Origin of the sequence: Paenibacillus sp. FSL E2-0201 (assembly GCF_037963325.1) — a bacterium.
GTDB lineage: Bacteria > Bacillota > Bacilli > Paenibacillales > Paenibacillaceae > Paenibacillus_AQ.
In genome coordinates this window covers 463,783-477,865 of record NZ_CP150154.1, presented here as the reverse complement: position 1 = coordinate 477,865, position 14,083 = coordinate 463,783, and the positions used below count along the sequence as shown (strand labels likewise).

Annotated in this window: 11 protein-coding genes; 1 reads left to right on the top strand and 10 read right to left on the bottom strand. The window is 45.6% G+C overall.

Annotation, left to right across the window (positions count from 1 at the left end):
* Positions 1 to 45 precede the first annotated feature (45 nt).
* The 6 genes from NSU15_RS02150 to NSU15_RS02125 all read right to left on the bottom strand — a co-directional run bounded on the left by NSU15_RS02150 (position 46) and on the right by NSU15_RS02125 (position 9,284).
* Positions 46 to 1,119, bottom strand: a complete 1,074-nt coding sequence (locus NSU15_RS02150; protein WP_081954226.1) for a glycoside hydrolase family 88 protein — start codon at positions 1,117 to 1,119, stop codon at positions 46 to 48.
* A gap of 108 nt (positions 1,120 to 1,227) precedes the next feature.
* Positions 1,228 to 3,183 (bottom strand): alginate lyase family protein, encoded by a 1,956-nt coding sequence (locus NSU15_RS02145; protein ID WP_339288949.1) that lies wholly within the window; start codon positions 3,181 to 3,183, stop codon positions 1,228 to 1,230.
* Positions 3,184 to 3,262: 79 nt separating this feature from the next.
* Positions 3,263 to 4,885 (bottom strand): extracellular solute-binding protein, encoded by a 1,623-nt coding sequence (locus NSU15_RS02140; RefSeq protein ID WP_339288948.1) that lies wholly within the window; start codon positions 4,883 to 4,885, stop codon positions 3,263 to 3,265.
* 59 nt (positions 4,886 to 4,944) lie between these two features.
* Entirely contained in the window at positions 4,945 to 5,805 is an 861-nt protein-coding gene (locus tag NSU15_RS02135) for a carbohydrate ABC transporter permease (protein ID WP_339288946.1), read from the bottom strand.
* A gap of 10 nt (positions 5,806 to 5,815) precedes the next feature.
* Positions 5,816 to 6,736, bottom strand: coding sequence for an ABC transporter permease subunit (locus NSU15_RS02130; RefSeq protein WP_339288945.1), 921 nt, complete (start codon positions 6,734 to 6,736; stop codon positions 5,816 to 5,818).
* Between the two features lie 286 nt (positions 6,737 to 7,022).
* Complete coding sequence (locus tag NSU15_RS02125) at positions 7,023 to 9,284, bottom strand: helix-turn-helix domain-containing protein (protein WP_339288944.1); 2,262 nt, start codon at positions 9,282 to 9,284, stop codon at positions 7,023 to 7,025.
* A 259-nt stretch (positions 9,285 to 9,543) separates the two neighbouring features.
* Here NSU15_RS02125 and NSU15_RS02120 point away from each other — a divergent pair, with 259 nt between their 5' ends.
* Positions 9,544 to 9,852 carry a hypothetical protein gene (locus NSU15_RS02120; RefSeq protein WP_042123682.1) on the top strand — a complete coding sequence of 103 codons (309 nt, stop codon included), beginning with the start codon at positions 9,544 to 9,546 and terminating at the stop codon, positions 9,850 to 9,852.
* 315 nt (positions 9,853 to 10,167) lie between these two features.
* On the opposite strand, the gene NSU15_RS02115 is transcribed toward NSU15_RS02120, so the two are convergent.
* From NSU15_RS02115 to NSU15_RS02100, 4 genes are all read right to left on the bottom strand, one after another.
* Entirely contained in the window at positions 10,168 to 10,392 is a 225-nt protein-coding gene (locus NSU15_RS02115; protein WP_042123679.1) for a YezD family protein, read from the bottom strand.
* A 111-nt stretch (positions 10,393 to 10,503) separates the two neighbouring features.
* On the bottom strand, positions 10,504 to 11,367 hold the full coding sequence (cysW, locus tag NSU15_RS02110; RefSeq protein ID WP_076116607.1) for a sulfate ABC transporter permease subunit CysW: 864 nt from the start codon (positions 11,365 to 11,367) through the stop codon (positions 10,504 to 10,506).
* 511 nt (positions 11,368 to 11,878) lie between these two features.
* Positions 11,879 to 12,733: a sulfate ABC transporter permease subunit CysT gene (gene cysT, locus NSU15_RS02105; protein ID WP_042123674.1), complete on the bottom strand. Its 855-nt coding sequence runs from the start codon at positions 12,731 to 12,733 to the stop codon at positions 11,879 to 11,881.
* 100 nt (positions 12,734 to 12,833) lie between these two features.
* Entirely contained in the window at positions 12,834 to 13,961 is a 1,128-nt protein-coding gene (locus NSU15_RS02100; protein ID WP_339291214.1) for a sulfate ABC transporter substrate-binding protein, read from the bottom strand.
* Positions 13,962 to 14,083: the final 122 nt, after the last annotated feature.

Genomic DNA, 14,083 nt, shown 5'->3' with positions numbered 1-14,083 from the left:
AATTACTCCCATTAATCTGATTAGCACATCTGGTATATCATTTCACTACCACAAAAACAAGTCGTTCCCCTTTAACTTGAACACAGCTTCCATGAAATAATAATCGCCATAAATGATTGAAACATGAATGTCTTTATGATGATACGCTGCTGAACCGTTCATTAAAAGATGATCGGAATCGGTCGTCCAGTCGCAGCGAGTAGCGTCCACTGTTCTCAGGAGCTTCAGCGCAGCGTTCAGGTAGACCTCCTTTTCGTGCTCGCCAACAACTTGGGTGATCTCGATCAGTCCGCAAGCTGCGATCACCGCTGCCGTGGAGTCTTCGTAAGCGGGCTCCTTCGGTTGCCGGAAATCGATTGGAATAACCCCGTTATCCGGAATATTAGCCATAAAATAATGCGCCACCCGTTTGGCCGCCTGCAAATACTCCGGCTTTCCCGTATGTGTATAACTGATCATAAAGCCGTATAAAGCCCAGGTCTGCCCACGTGTCCAGGACGAGCCATCCTCGTAGCCTTGGCCGCCGTAAGTTCGGACTACTCCTCCATGGAACGGATCAAACTCCACGATATGGTTCACGGAACCGTCCGGCCTGATAAAAGCTTCTAAAGCGGTGTCCGCATGCCTCATTGCGATTTGCGCATATCGCGGATCGTTAGTCTCTTCGCTCGCCCAATAGAGAAGCGGGAGATTCATCATGCAGTCCACGATCGCCCACCCTCTTGTATCTTCGCTGGCCGTATCATCGTTCCAAGCGCGGATAAATCCGCCTGCCAGATTAAATCGTCCAGCAAGTAAGTTGGCGGCATGCATTGCCCTCTTACGGGATTCCGGATTTCCGGTAACTTTATAATTGGCCAAGCTCGTAGGCAACCACATAAATCCGACATCATGATGCAGACCGTAGAATTGATGGAAGCAGGCATCCAATGCATCTTCCGTGAAATTGGCGATTTCCTTGTACTTCTGAGCGCCGGTTTCATGGTGCATGAGCCACATCATACCGCCCCAAAATCCATTCGTCCACCAGTTGATATCTTTTTCAATCTGATTGTCGTGCGTGCCATTTCTTGTCGTATATGGAATTTTGCTTCTTGATCGTTCACATACGGCGTCCATTTTGTCCGTTAGTTTAGAAATGACATTATCTACCCAAATTTGATCATCAGCCTGAAGGTTCAACAATCTGCTCACTCCTATTTTTAACTTTCTAAGGGTCCCCCCTTTTCAAGCCCGTTTGCTTATGTGCATATCTCTTTCGTTTATCGAAACCAAGTACTGATCTCCAAGCTCGAAGCTGAATACACTTTCCTCTTCTTCAATAATCTGAACGGCAGGCTGTTGCACCCCATGAAAAGGAATAAGCACGGTCATGAAATTCATAGTACCGCTGTACCTATCCTGAAAGCGGACCCTTGTCGAAGGCCTTGAGAGATCGGTCTCATCGGATAATCTTCCCTTCAAGAGATTCAATTCTCCCGTATGGCTTGTCGCTATCGCGAGATTCGCAATATTACTTGTCGCGATCACACCGTTCTTGTTCTCTTCCACCTCGACAAAATCTAGATGGAAATAGCGCTGAACGCTATGGTCATTCAGCCCTTCTACCCGATCGGCAATAAGCACGAATCGATTATCCACTAGCGAAATATGCCGGTGATGAACAACCGGATCGTAGTTGGTATGACAAGCACTGGCGAGCCGGTAGAAGCCTCTATCTTCTACATTGTAGATTCCACCGGGCTTTTGCGGCCCGAATTTAAACGGAGAAATATACTCGAAATGATCTCGCTCATCGATCAGCAGTGTGGAGTGATAATTTGAGCTCTTAAACTGTTTGCGGTCTTCATCATCCCGATAACAAAAAAATCCGGGATCGCAAATCATGTCTTTTCCAAGCGCCGTAAAATCAAAGCTCATCAGATCGATATGGGCGTGGGCATTCTGTATTGGGCTTTTACATATAAACAAAAAGCTAAGAGCCTTTGAATCCCAGCCGCTGCGGATAATCGCTTGATCTAGCGTACGATTCCAGAATGTCGTCTGCTTATCTAATACAAATTGTCTGCCCTGCAGAGAATGCAGCTCTTCCACGAATTGGCGGACATCGAGTGCTCTCCATACATGCTTGCTTGCTTCCCGTACCACCTCAGTCACATCGATCAAGTTCGTTGCTAGCCCCAGCCAAGAAACATCATCCAACGCAAAATACCCATAGACACCGGACATTACAGCAAGCGGGTTCGCATAGGAATCACCTACAGGTACACATTTCCCGGTTGGTCTTAACGAGTAAATGGAGTAATCCAGATTTTTTCTAAACCGTTCCATGTACGCTGGGGAGAACTGAAACTGGAAACGCTTAGCCAGAACCACAGCCAACCCAAACCAGAACATACAGCCATTATGATACGATGGGCAGCCCTCGATTTGACCGCCGTCCTCTGTCAGTTGCGCCATGCTGCACTTTTCGATGCCCTCGATCGCAAAAGCCTTCCATTCCTCAGCTTCTTTCAGCTCGGGAAAGTAAAGGGCAGTCGTCAGAAGTCCCAAACACTCCATTAAATAATGGTTATGATCCGCTTTAGGCCACAGCTGAGGCGACACGTTACGCAAAGCTTTTACTTGCTTGTAAATGACCGTTAAATACTGCTCTAATACTGCCTCCGTAAACAGCTCCGAGCGGCCTAGATGCTCCAAGACAAGCGGCCAAATTTTGTAGCCCCGGATACCAATCTCCAAAACCCTCAGCGGATGGCATTCCGTAAAATAGCCGATCGGCTTATCGAGCAAGTCCTCAGGAATAGTAACCGTTTCGATCCAGTCCAGCATTTCGTCGATGACCTTGAGTCCATACTTCGCGTCCTTGGTAAGCGAGTAAGCTTCCAGTAAGTCCTGCCAATGATTCATGCGATTCAGCTGCCATAAATATTCATTGTCATTATGTCTGCGCTCCAGCCAGCTGGGCGGATTCCCGACAAATTCCCTGACTCCCCCCGTACCGGGAAGCATGATCATTCCTTGATAGGCGAATTCGGCATTCGTGATCGTCTCGCGCACATGATCAGGCATATGTGCTGCGATATAGGCGGCTTTCTCGTCCATCGGCTCAAGCCGTGATCGCAAGTTAGCTAACAGCTCCGTCGTAGACATCGGCTCTTTCAGCCATGATTGCAGATTCATTTATTCATCTCCATTATGTTATTTCGAATTCGAAATGCCCCCTCCGAAATCATTAAGACTCCGGAAGGAGCGACTCCAGCTATTTCATGTAACGGTCGTATGCACCTTGCTCTAAAGCAAGCAAATCCTTTATTCCTAATCCTTCCAATTCCTTGATATACTTACTGAATGTCTCATCGTTGATCGGTTCCACGCCAAGCACCCATCTCTGAAGCTTCTCCTCCACATAAGTCAGTACGCCAGCATTTAACTCCTCAAATTTGGTCCGTTCCTCATCCGTATACGCAATCGGCGGGTAAGCCTCCATAATATAGCCATTGTCAATGTATTCCTTGATGCCTTTCAATGCAGTCGCGTTGGTCCATTGCTCTTCGTAAGCATAGTCTTGATGAAAGGCCAGCTCGATCTGTGCTCCCTCTTCCTGAAGCTGTTGGATCACTGTCTTTTCTTTATTTTTCAATACAGAATCTTTAAACTTCGGCTTGCCGTCCACGAGGTCGTAATCCTTTCCTTCGATGCCAAAGTTCATTAGTCTCCGGCCCTCTTCGGAGAACCAAAAATCCATATATTTGATCGCTTCGACGGGATGTTTGGTTGCCGCTGAGATTCCCCATCCGCTCGCATGCGTCTCTTTACGGGAGCTCTCTTCGACGACTTTGCCCTCGGTATTCGCTGGAGGCGTCATCGGAACAAAGGAGAAGCCCGGAATCTTAGCTGCAAGAATGTCATTAAAATTAGCCGTGCTGGCGAACCAGTCATGCGTCATGCCACCGACATTGTCTGCGAGCAAAATGTCACGCGCTTTCGCTCCGCGGGTGAAGATTTCTTTATCGATTAAACCTTCCTTATACCACTTCGCAATATTTTCAATGGCCGTCTTATATCCTGGCTCATACATGCCGTACTTCACGACACCGTTGTCCGCGTAAAATCCGCGTTTGGCCGCATCGGCCCCGCCCCGCACGCCCCACTGGATCAGCAGATCATAAATCCCATCCAGCTTTGTCCGGCTGAAGTATGGAATTTCATCGTTCACTCCGTTACCGTTCGGATCTTTTTCTTTGAATGCTTTCAATAGCGCGTACAGCTCATCTACCGTTTTCGGTTGCTCAAGTCCCAATTTATCCAACCAATCCTGGCGTACAAACCAGCCTTTAGCAGCCGGCCCATCCGGAGTAAAGTTAAGGAAATACGTTTTTCCGTTGTAGGCTTTCATATATTTGGCTGCATCTGGATGTTCGGAAAAGAACTTTTTAATGTTCGGGGCATGCTTTTCGATCAATCCATCCAGCTCAAGAAAGGCCCCTTCAATCCCCAGACTGTCATACTGCTCCTTAATTTGATGATGAACCAGATCCGGAATTTTCCCGGATGCCATCATTGTATTGAACAGTTCTTTGCTATTCGTCGAGGTTTTAGATGCGGTTCCCTTCAACTTAATATTGGTCATGGCTTCTGCTTCTTTGAAGACGGGCCAGTTATCGTCGAATATAAACTTATCTGAGTAGTGCATGTGGATCGTCAGTTCAAGCGGGTCTTTAACGATCAGATGCCCGGATAGAGGGTTTGCCTCTGCCTCTTTTGAATCATTCGCCGCGCTTCCACTATTTTGCGGAGCGTTATTGTTACTACAGCCGGCTAGCAGCATACCGACTGTCAACATGATTATTGCAGATGATTTCATCCATTTTTTGTTACCCACATTCACGACCTCCAATTATTGGTTTCTTGATTTCATATTAAAAAAATTTAAGCAGCCAACTATCCTTTGACCGAGCCGATCATGGTGCCTTTGACGAAATATTTCTGAATGAAGGGATAGGCTGCAACAATCGGAATAATAGAGACGATGATCGTCGCATAAATGATCGTTTCCTTAGAATATACCGCCATATTCCCCATCTCGTCGCTCACGTTCATTTCTACGATGAGTTTCTTTAACAGAACTTGTAGCGGTATCTTACTCTCATCGCTCAGAAGAATCATCGTCCAGAAATAGCCGTTCCAACGGTGCACCGCATAGAATAATCCGATCGTCACAAGAGAAGCTTTGGACAGCGGCAGATAAACCTTCCATAAGATCGTCAGATCATTTGCTCCGTCAACCTTTGCCGCTTCCTCGAGTTCCTCCGGAATACTCTGAAAGAACGTTCTCATGAGGAAGACATAGAAGGTCGTAATCGCGAAACCAATAATTATCGTAAACCTGTTGTCAAGCATGTTCAGATCTCGGAAATTGAGATACATCGGAATCATGCCCGGTTGGAACCACATCGTCAGCGCAATAAAGAAGCTGATGGCCGTGCGCCCCATAACCCGTTTCTTGGACAGGGCATAGGCACCGCAAATGGTGAGAATTAAATTGACGATTACGCCGAATATGGTGTAATAAAACGTGTTTAAATAGGCAATCCAAATCCCTTTTTCCGATAATACCTTTGCATAGGAGTCAAAGTTAATATCGCGCGGTAGTAAGATCACCTTGCCTGTAACGACCGCTTGGGAGGAGCTGATGGATGCGGATAAGACATAGACAAACGGGTACAACGCGAGCAAAGCGATCAATCCAAGAAATACACAGTTAAAGATATAAAACAGCTTTTCGCCTCTGGTTTTTTTCATCTTCCATCACCTACCATAATCCAGTCTCCGTTAACTTCTTGCTCATCTTGTTGGCAAATACGACGAGAATAAATCCAACGACGGCATTGAACAGTCCCACCGCTGTCGCCAGGTCGTAACGTGCATCCTGCAAACCGGACCGGTACACATAGGTGTTAATAACGTCGGCCGTCTCATAGGTGGCTGGCTGATACAGAAGAATGATCGCCTCATAGCCTACTTCCAGCATAGAACCCACCTTCATGACAAGCATGATTGAGATCGTCGGAATGATGGCGGGAAGCGTGATATGCCACATTTGCTTCCATTTATTAGCTCCATCGATAACCGCTGCTTCATACAAAGCCGGATTGACACCGGACAATGCAGCTATATAGATGATGGTACCAAATCCAGCTTCCTTCCAAATATCCATGGACCCGATAAAAATCGTACGGAAATAATCGGGATTGGTCAGAAAGTATTGTTTTTCTCCTCCCATCATTTCGATCAGGATATTGACAATGCCGTTGCTAGGAGCCAAAAAGTTAGTAACAATCCCAGCTACGACAACGACCGAAATAAAATGGGGCAAATACGTGAAGGTCTGCACCGTTGCTTTGAATACCCCATTCTTCAATTCGTTAAATAACAAAGCGAGGATAATCGGCACAGGAAACGCGAACAGCAATTGATACAAACTGAGCAATACTGTGTTTTTTAATAGCCGCCAGAAATATGGACTTTTAAAAAAGGTCTCGAAGTGTTCAAATCCAACCCAGGGACTCGCTTCAATTCCTTTATATACACTGAAATCCTTAAAGGCGATTTGCAGACCGTACATCGGCTTATACGCAAAGATGATATACCAAGCCAGAAACGGTATCAGGAGTAGATAAAGATAACGGTCTCTGATCAGGTTGGTTTTTATTTCCTTAAAGTTAAGCAGCACTCTCTTCTCCTCTCGCAACGATGTTTAGCTGATCCCCTCAGGAGCGCTCCCAATTGAAAGGTCAGCGTTGCAATTTAAACTATAGGAATGAATGTAAGCGCTGTCTATCACCATTATTTCATCTACCACCAACTCTTTATGTCATGGCCTATAATGTGCATTTTTTTATGTATCAACAATTTCTCGTTATAGAGAAACGTCCGTCGAACATACAATAGCCGCCTGGCACTTAGGCTAGGCGGCTATTGTTGAATCAACAATATTCATTATATAAAGCCTTGAAATCTTATTGCTTCTCGTTAAGCTTCTTTGCGTACTGACCGGGAGCTAACCCTTCATACTTCCGGAACATGCGAATAAACGTGTTCGCATTGTTGCAGCCGACCATCAGCGCCAAATCACCAATCTTAATGTCTTTCTGTTGACGCATAATTTCTTTGGCTTGCTGCACACGATAAAAATTCAAGTAATCTTTAAAATTTTCGCCGGAATGATTTTTGAATGCGATGCTGACATACCCGGGAGAGAAGTTAAACTCCTCCGCTATCATGCTAAGTGATAAATCCCTGTTGTAGTTGTCGTGAATATATTCGATCATCCGCTTTACCGTACTGTTATCCATCATTTCATTCTGCTGATCAATCGTATCGAGCATAGCGCTAAATAAGGTCGTGATGGCCGAAACCATCAGCTCCTTCGATTCGCCGTGCTGCACAATGTCCAGAGATTCCTTGTGGGCTTGAACAAATTCTTCGAAAGACATATTCAACTGCTGGATAATTCGACTCAGTGTAGCCAACACAAGCAAGCTGAACTGGTCGAGCTGCTGCCGCGTTAACTGCCTTTGCTCCAGATTTTCCGATAGAAGACGGTTTAGCGTATTTAATGCATTTTCCCGTTTGCCGCGAATCACATAGCTAATCAGCTCGCGTTCCGTATCGATAGGATAATAATAGCTAACCATCTGAACTTGGCTGAGTTGTTTATAAGTGATGACGGAGGTCTTATCCACTGCCGATCTCCGCTTCAGGATATCAAGCGCCTGGATAAAGGAGCGGTCAATCTCACCTGCAGAGGCTACGGGCTGGCCGACAGCTGCAGTCAATCCATACGCATGTGCATCCTCGACTTGAGCCATCGCTTTCATGAGCTTCTTCTGAATCGATTCCGTATCGGAGTCCCTGATTATGAAGACAAATTTAGTGAAATCGTGATCAAGCAGCTCACAAGGGAAATGAACCTTCAACTGCTCATAAATGATCAACGAAGTCTTTGATTTTATCGTAAGAATCGCTTCTTTCGAATATTGCTCCTCCAATTCCTTACTGTTCGAGAAGGAAATCACGCAAACGCTCAAGTTGGCAGAAAGGCTTTGTAGTTGATGCGTATTTAGCAGGTCATCCACCTTGTCAGGAGAAATTAATCCATGCAGCAAATCCCGCAGAAACTTGTCTCTCATTGAGAGTCTATGCTCATTTAGTGCAGATTTCATCTGTTCATTAGCTTTACTTATACTCGTCGCTGTCTCATTGAGGAAAGCGAATTCGTCTGTACCCGCAGGCTCACCGTAGCTTTTGAACAAGCCGACGAGATGACCTACTGGCCGGTACATGCGCCTGGAAACTGTATATGCGAACGCAAGTCCAACAATGATGAGAATAACTAGTAGAAGTACAGCCCCTTTCAAGTTCGGTGTAAAGGAGTCTGCCAATGAGTAATTCTGTGTAACATACATATACGACCATTGTGGCATCGTTTTCGAGCGGATCAAATGGAAATCGAATTCCTCATTGGACAGCTTCGTGTAATCAGCGGTTGCCTGCCCATCTAGTTGTGCCAGTGGATAAGTAAGCAATTCCTTGCCCCGTTTATCGTCAAAGCTTGATTTGAGCGTAACGTATCGACCATTCTCGATAATGGCAAAAGCTTCTTGCGTATCAGATGATAGGGGCGGCAGCAGTAATTGCTCAAAGAATGAGACAACGAAAAACAATGAATTCCCTATTCCTACCCTTTCTGGATTAACAATTATTATGGATGCGCTTTCATCTCCCACCGAAGTATTTCGTCTACTCGATAGCGTTATATTTGGGCTCGTGCTGTCTGTGCCTAATTGTGCAAAATCCTCATTAGTCATCCCCATATCTTCCATATAACGTCTTCTATCCGACGAGATTTGCGGCGTAATGACCAGATCGTCGTTAGTCTTCATTAAATCGATGCTGTAGCCGAATTCAGAGAATGCATCTATATGATTTTGCAGTGCATATGAGGTTTGTGTGATCTCATAGTAATTCCGTTCTTTTTCAGCGAATTTAACGACATGCTCATCTAATCTCAACTGCGCAATTAAATTGAAAGAAACACCGAGCTTCGTATCAATTTTGTCACGCGATTGCATCAGAAAATTCTGCTGATTCTGACTAAGTTCTGAACGCACTCTTTGACTGTCCTTAAAAAAAGACAGGCAGACCGCAATCATCGTGTAAGCGAATACAATAATAAGGTAGGCAATAAGTAGTTTTGTGAAAAAAGACTTTCTAAGCAATTTGATCTCCCCTTGGTGATTCCTTTAAAAATTGAAAATCACCTAATAGGAAAGTTTGTATCCTCATCGGGTGATTACAACTCCTTACCATCCTTTTGGAAATATCTAACTCACACTATATATGAATATGAAAATGCCGTCCATTACCAAAATTCACTGCGCTATTCACAGGACTTGGGAAGATCAAATTCTTGAATCCTATTACTAACTGTGTGGAATAGTATCTATAACAATATTCTAAAAAGGTTGGTGAAGCATAATGTCTCCTGTAGCAAAGCTGTTTAAATGGGGTACGTGCCTGTATGAAGCCTTTCTGGCTCTGCCGTTGATCGGTGGACTCTTTATCATCGCTAATGGTTGGGTTCCACTGGCCATTGCTTTTTTGCTCCACGCAGTAGCCATCGTTATACTGCAAAGAGAGCGGAAACCCATTGTCGGAAACGTGCTAGGCATTATCACCTCGATTTTAGCGTTCATTCCTATCTTAGGCTGGATTATGCACGGCGTTACTGCGCTCGTACTGCTGATGGAGGGTGTGTCCGCCTCACGCCAAGCCCCTCGCTATTAAAAGGGCTGATATCGTCGGTCGCTTGCGTGGGAAAAAGATAACAGAGCAGTCGTTTCTCCATGTTCGGATGAATCGCTGCTCTGTCTTTTGGTAAAAGAGATACCTATTTGATGTTTTTTATGCGATAGCGACTATAGGGTCCGTTAGCATGCCAAATGTGCAAAAAAACTGCGTTTAGGGGTACTCTGAGTCCGATCGATGCTTCGTATCAAAAAACAGAGGAGTTGCCTCAGCAGGCTTTCAAGGCTGCTGAGGCAACTCCATAATTTTAATCCAGTAAGATAATATATACCTGTATGATTGCCCGGGATTGTATCAACGTCCTGCCGATTGGGAATCAGCTCGCCGGGTTCCGCCCTCACCAATGTAACGCCCATTTGCGTTGCCATTGCCATTCTCAAAACGTTTGCGTTCCGTACGCTCCATCTGAACAATCTGACCTTCATGCACTACGATGTGCAAGGAGCCAAACTCCATATCATCCAGAAGCCCTGCAATCCGCGTAAGCCATAAATCATCCACTTTCAGCGGTTTAGCCATTCTCTAGCCTCCCTTTCCCCATCCAAAGGATTATATCCGCCTAATTTTCACAATTCCGTTATTACCAACCAGTATACTATGAATTAACTTAGCACGGAACCAAAAGTACTGTCAATGGGCATTTTTTCGTGATAACCAGCTTTTAATAATCATCGTCACCAAAGCCAATAAGAGGAGCAGTGATGCTACTGCAAAAGATGCTGAAAATTGATATTCATTGTACAAAATCTCAACGTGCAGCGGCAGTGTATTCGTCTCCCCGCGTATATGCCCGGATACTACAGAGACTGCACCAAACTCGCCCATGGCCCGCGCATTACACAAAATAATGCCGTATAATAAACCCCATTTAATATTAGGAAGCGTGACTCTGAAAAAGATTTGCCAACCATGTGCTCCGAGGGTAATCGCTGCCTCTTCCTCCTGTGTCCCTTGATCCTCCATCAGTGGAATTAACTCACGCGCCACAAAAGGAAATGTAACAAACAGTGTGGCCAACACGATCCCTGGAAGCGCAAATACGATCTTGATATCATGGGCGCTCAGCCAAGGGCCAAACCAACCGTTGGCGCCGAAGACGAGCACAAAGATCAGACCGCCGATGACCGGCGATACTGCAAAGGGGAGATCAATCAAGGTAATGAGAAACCCTTTGCCGCGAAAACGAAACTTGGTTACTGCCCACGCAGCTGCTACACCAAAGAAGGTGTTCAATGGTACAGTGATCGCTGCAACTAGAAGCGTCAGCCTCAGTGCGGAACGGGCATCTGGATCAGTTAGAGCAGCTATATATACGTCCCAGCCTTTTTTCAGCGCCTCTGTCAGCACTACAACCAAAGGCAGAGCAATCAGCCAAAAAAGGACTAGTCCAGCAACTCCGATCAACACCCATTTTACAACCTTGGTTTCCGTTGTCGCTGGTGAGGACGTATTCTTCTGCAGCCGGGGGGCTTGAAGTGGGACGGTGCCTGCCACAAGTTATTCCTCCTTTAAAGGGTTTTACGAAAGCATGATTAGCTTTTGAAAAATGCCGAACAACGGGAAATATGAAGCGTCTTTGAGTGAATTTTGGAGTTATCGGGCGGCTGGAATCGTTCAAACAAGATTACTGGTAATGGGTCACTTCCAAGGAATATTGGACTTCCGATCGCTGTTATCCTCAGATTTCCTGATTTGAACCGCTGTCCGCGGTAGAAATCCGAGGATAAAGGCGAACGCTAACGCTTCTACAGTTCCAATATTCCTCTCCGTTCCTTTCTTACCAGTTATCTGGTTCAAAACTTCGAGATCGCTATCGCTCCTCTAAAAGAAAATTCACTCTGCGAATCCTCAATTTCCTTGGGATTCCGCATTCTACGGAAGCAAGTATGCTTCGTAAAATAAAGTCGTCATTTACCTGTTCGGTTATAGCTTCGCTAAGAATCGCTCAGCAAAACAAAACTTCCAAATTAAATACTTGCAATATAGAGAGTCAAAACCTAAAGACCTACCGAGAAGTCTTACGCACCCAACGCTGGAGCGTATTGATGACTAACAGCATTAAGAAGGAAATGAGCAGTAGCAGCAATGCTACGGCAGTAGCACCAGCGTAATCATACTGCTCCAGTTTAGACATAATAAGCAACGGAGCAATCTCCGTCCTCATCGGCATATTACCGGAGATGAATACGACTGAGCCAAATTCGCCGATACCACGGGCAAATGCCAAAGCAAAGCCTGTTAACAGCGGAGGGAACAACTCTGGCAATACCACTGAACGAAAGGTTCTCCAGCGGCCTGCACCAAGGGTTGCTGAGGCTTCTTCCATATCCCGATCTAAATCCTCCAGCACCGGCTGTACCGTTCGCACGACGAACGGTATCCCGATGAACATTAAGGCAAGGGTAATGCCAAGCGGAGTAAATGCCACCTTTAATCCCAGCGGCTCAAGCCACGCTCCGATCCAGCCGTTTGTCGCATAAAGAGCCGTCAAGGAGACACCAGCTACAGCTGTCGGTAAAGCAAACGGAAGATCGATCAGCGCATCAAATATTCTTTTGCCCGGAAATTCATATCGTACCAGTACCCATGCCAGCAAAAGACCTAGAATAGCATCCACAAAAGCAGCAGCCGCTGCCGTAGAAAGGCTGACACGATACGAGGCCAATACGCGCGGATCGGTAGCTACATCCCAGAATTTCGCCCAGCTCAGCCCAGTAGAATTGAACAGTAGCGCTGAGAGCGGCAAGAGTACTACAAGACTCAGGTAAAGTACGCTGTACCCCATCGTTATTCCAAAACCGGGCAGTATCTTTCTCCGAGTTGTCGCCGGTGCAGCTGTAGTAGTTGCGGTGACATTCATCCCCTATTCATCCTTTCTCGCCTTCGGCAGGTTAGCCGATCAGCCCCTTACTAGGGACAAATCTCTAAAAGCAAAGTAATAATCCCATTTTATTAATCTGTTATTTAGCACCCGGCACATAGATCTTGTCAAAGATCCCGCCATCGTTAAAATGCTTCTCTTGTGTTTCTTTCCAAGTTCCAAATTTATCAGCCAGTGTGAATAGCTTAATTTCCGGGAACTTATCTTTATATTGTTCTTTCACGCTTTCTAGCGTTGGACGGTAGTAGTTCTCAGCCGCGATTTTTTGTCCTTCCTCCGTATAGAGATACTTCAAGTAAGCCTCGGACACCTCACGCGTATTTCTTTTATCCACAACCTTATCTACTATTGCTACCGGCGGTTCAGCCAGGATACTTTCAGATGGATTTACGATATCGAATTTATCCGGACCGAGCTCTTCTACAGAAAGATAAGCTTCATTCTCCCAAGCAATCAGCACATCGCCAATTCCACGCTCTACAAAAGTGGTCGTCGAACCGCGCGCCCCCGTATCCAGCACTGGAACATGTTTGAACAGTTCTTTTACAAATTCCTCAGCCTTAGCTTCATCGTTATTGTTGTGGTCTAACGCATAACCCCACGCCGCCAAGTAGTTCCAACGTGCACCACCTGATGTTTTCGGATTTGGTGTAATCACTTCTACGCCTTCCTTGAGCAGATCCGGCCAATCTTTGATTCCTTTCGGATTCCCTTTGCGTACTAGGAACACGATTGTTGAGGTATAAGGTGAACTGTTATGATCAAATTTACTTTGCCAGCCTTCATTGATAAGACCCTTTTCCTGCAATGCGTCAATATCATATCCAAGGGCCAGTGTGACCACATCCGCTTCCAGACCATCAAGCACTGCACGGCTTTGTTTACCTGATCCACCGTGAGATTGCTTAATTGTGACCTTCTGTCCCGTTTCTTTTTCCCAGTAAGCTGCAAAAGCCTTATTATAGTTCTCGTATAGCTCACGAGTAGGATCATAGGAGACGTTGAGCAGTTCTACCGGATCTTTGAATGGCGCCTTTGTAGCTTCTGCAGCATTCGTAGCCTCCGCTGTATTAGTTGTTGCTGGTGAGTTCGTTGCCGAACTAGCACTATTTCCGCTATTGTTATTGCCGCCGCAAGCCGCAGTAAGTCCTGCCGTCAGCAACAAGGTAAATCCTACAAGAAGCCCTTTGTTCATTTTTCTCTTCATCATTTCCACTCCCCCATGTTTTTCTTGCCATCATTTCATTCTTAAAATATAAGAAAGTATAAGTTTCACGTTATACATTTTCCTTATATTTCTCGCTTAAACGCTTATAGTCCTTATTAGGA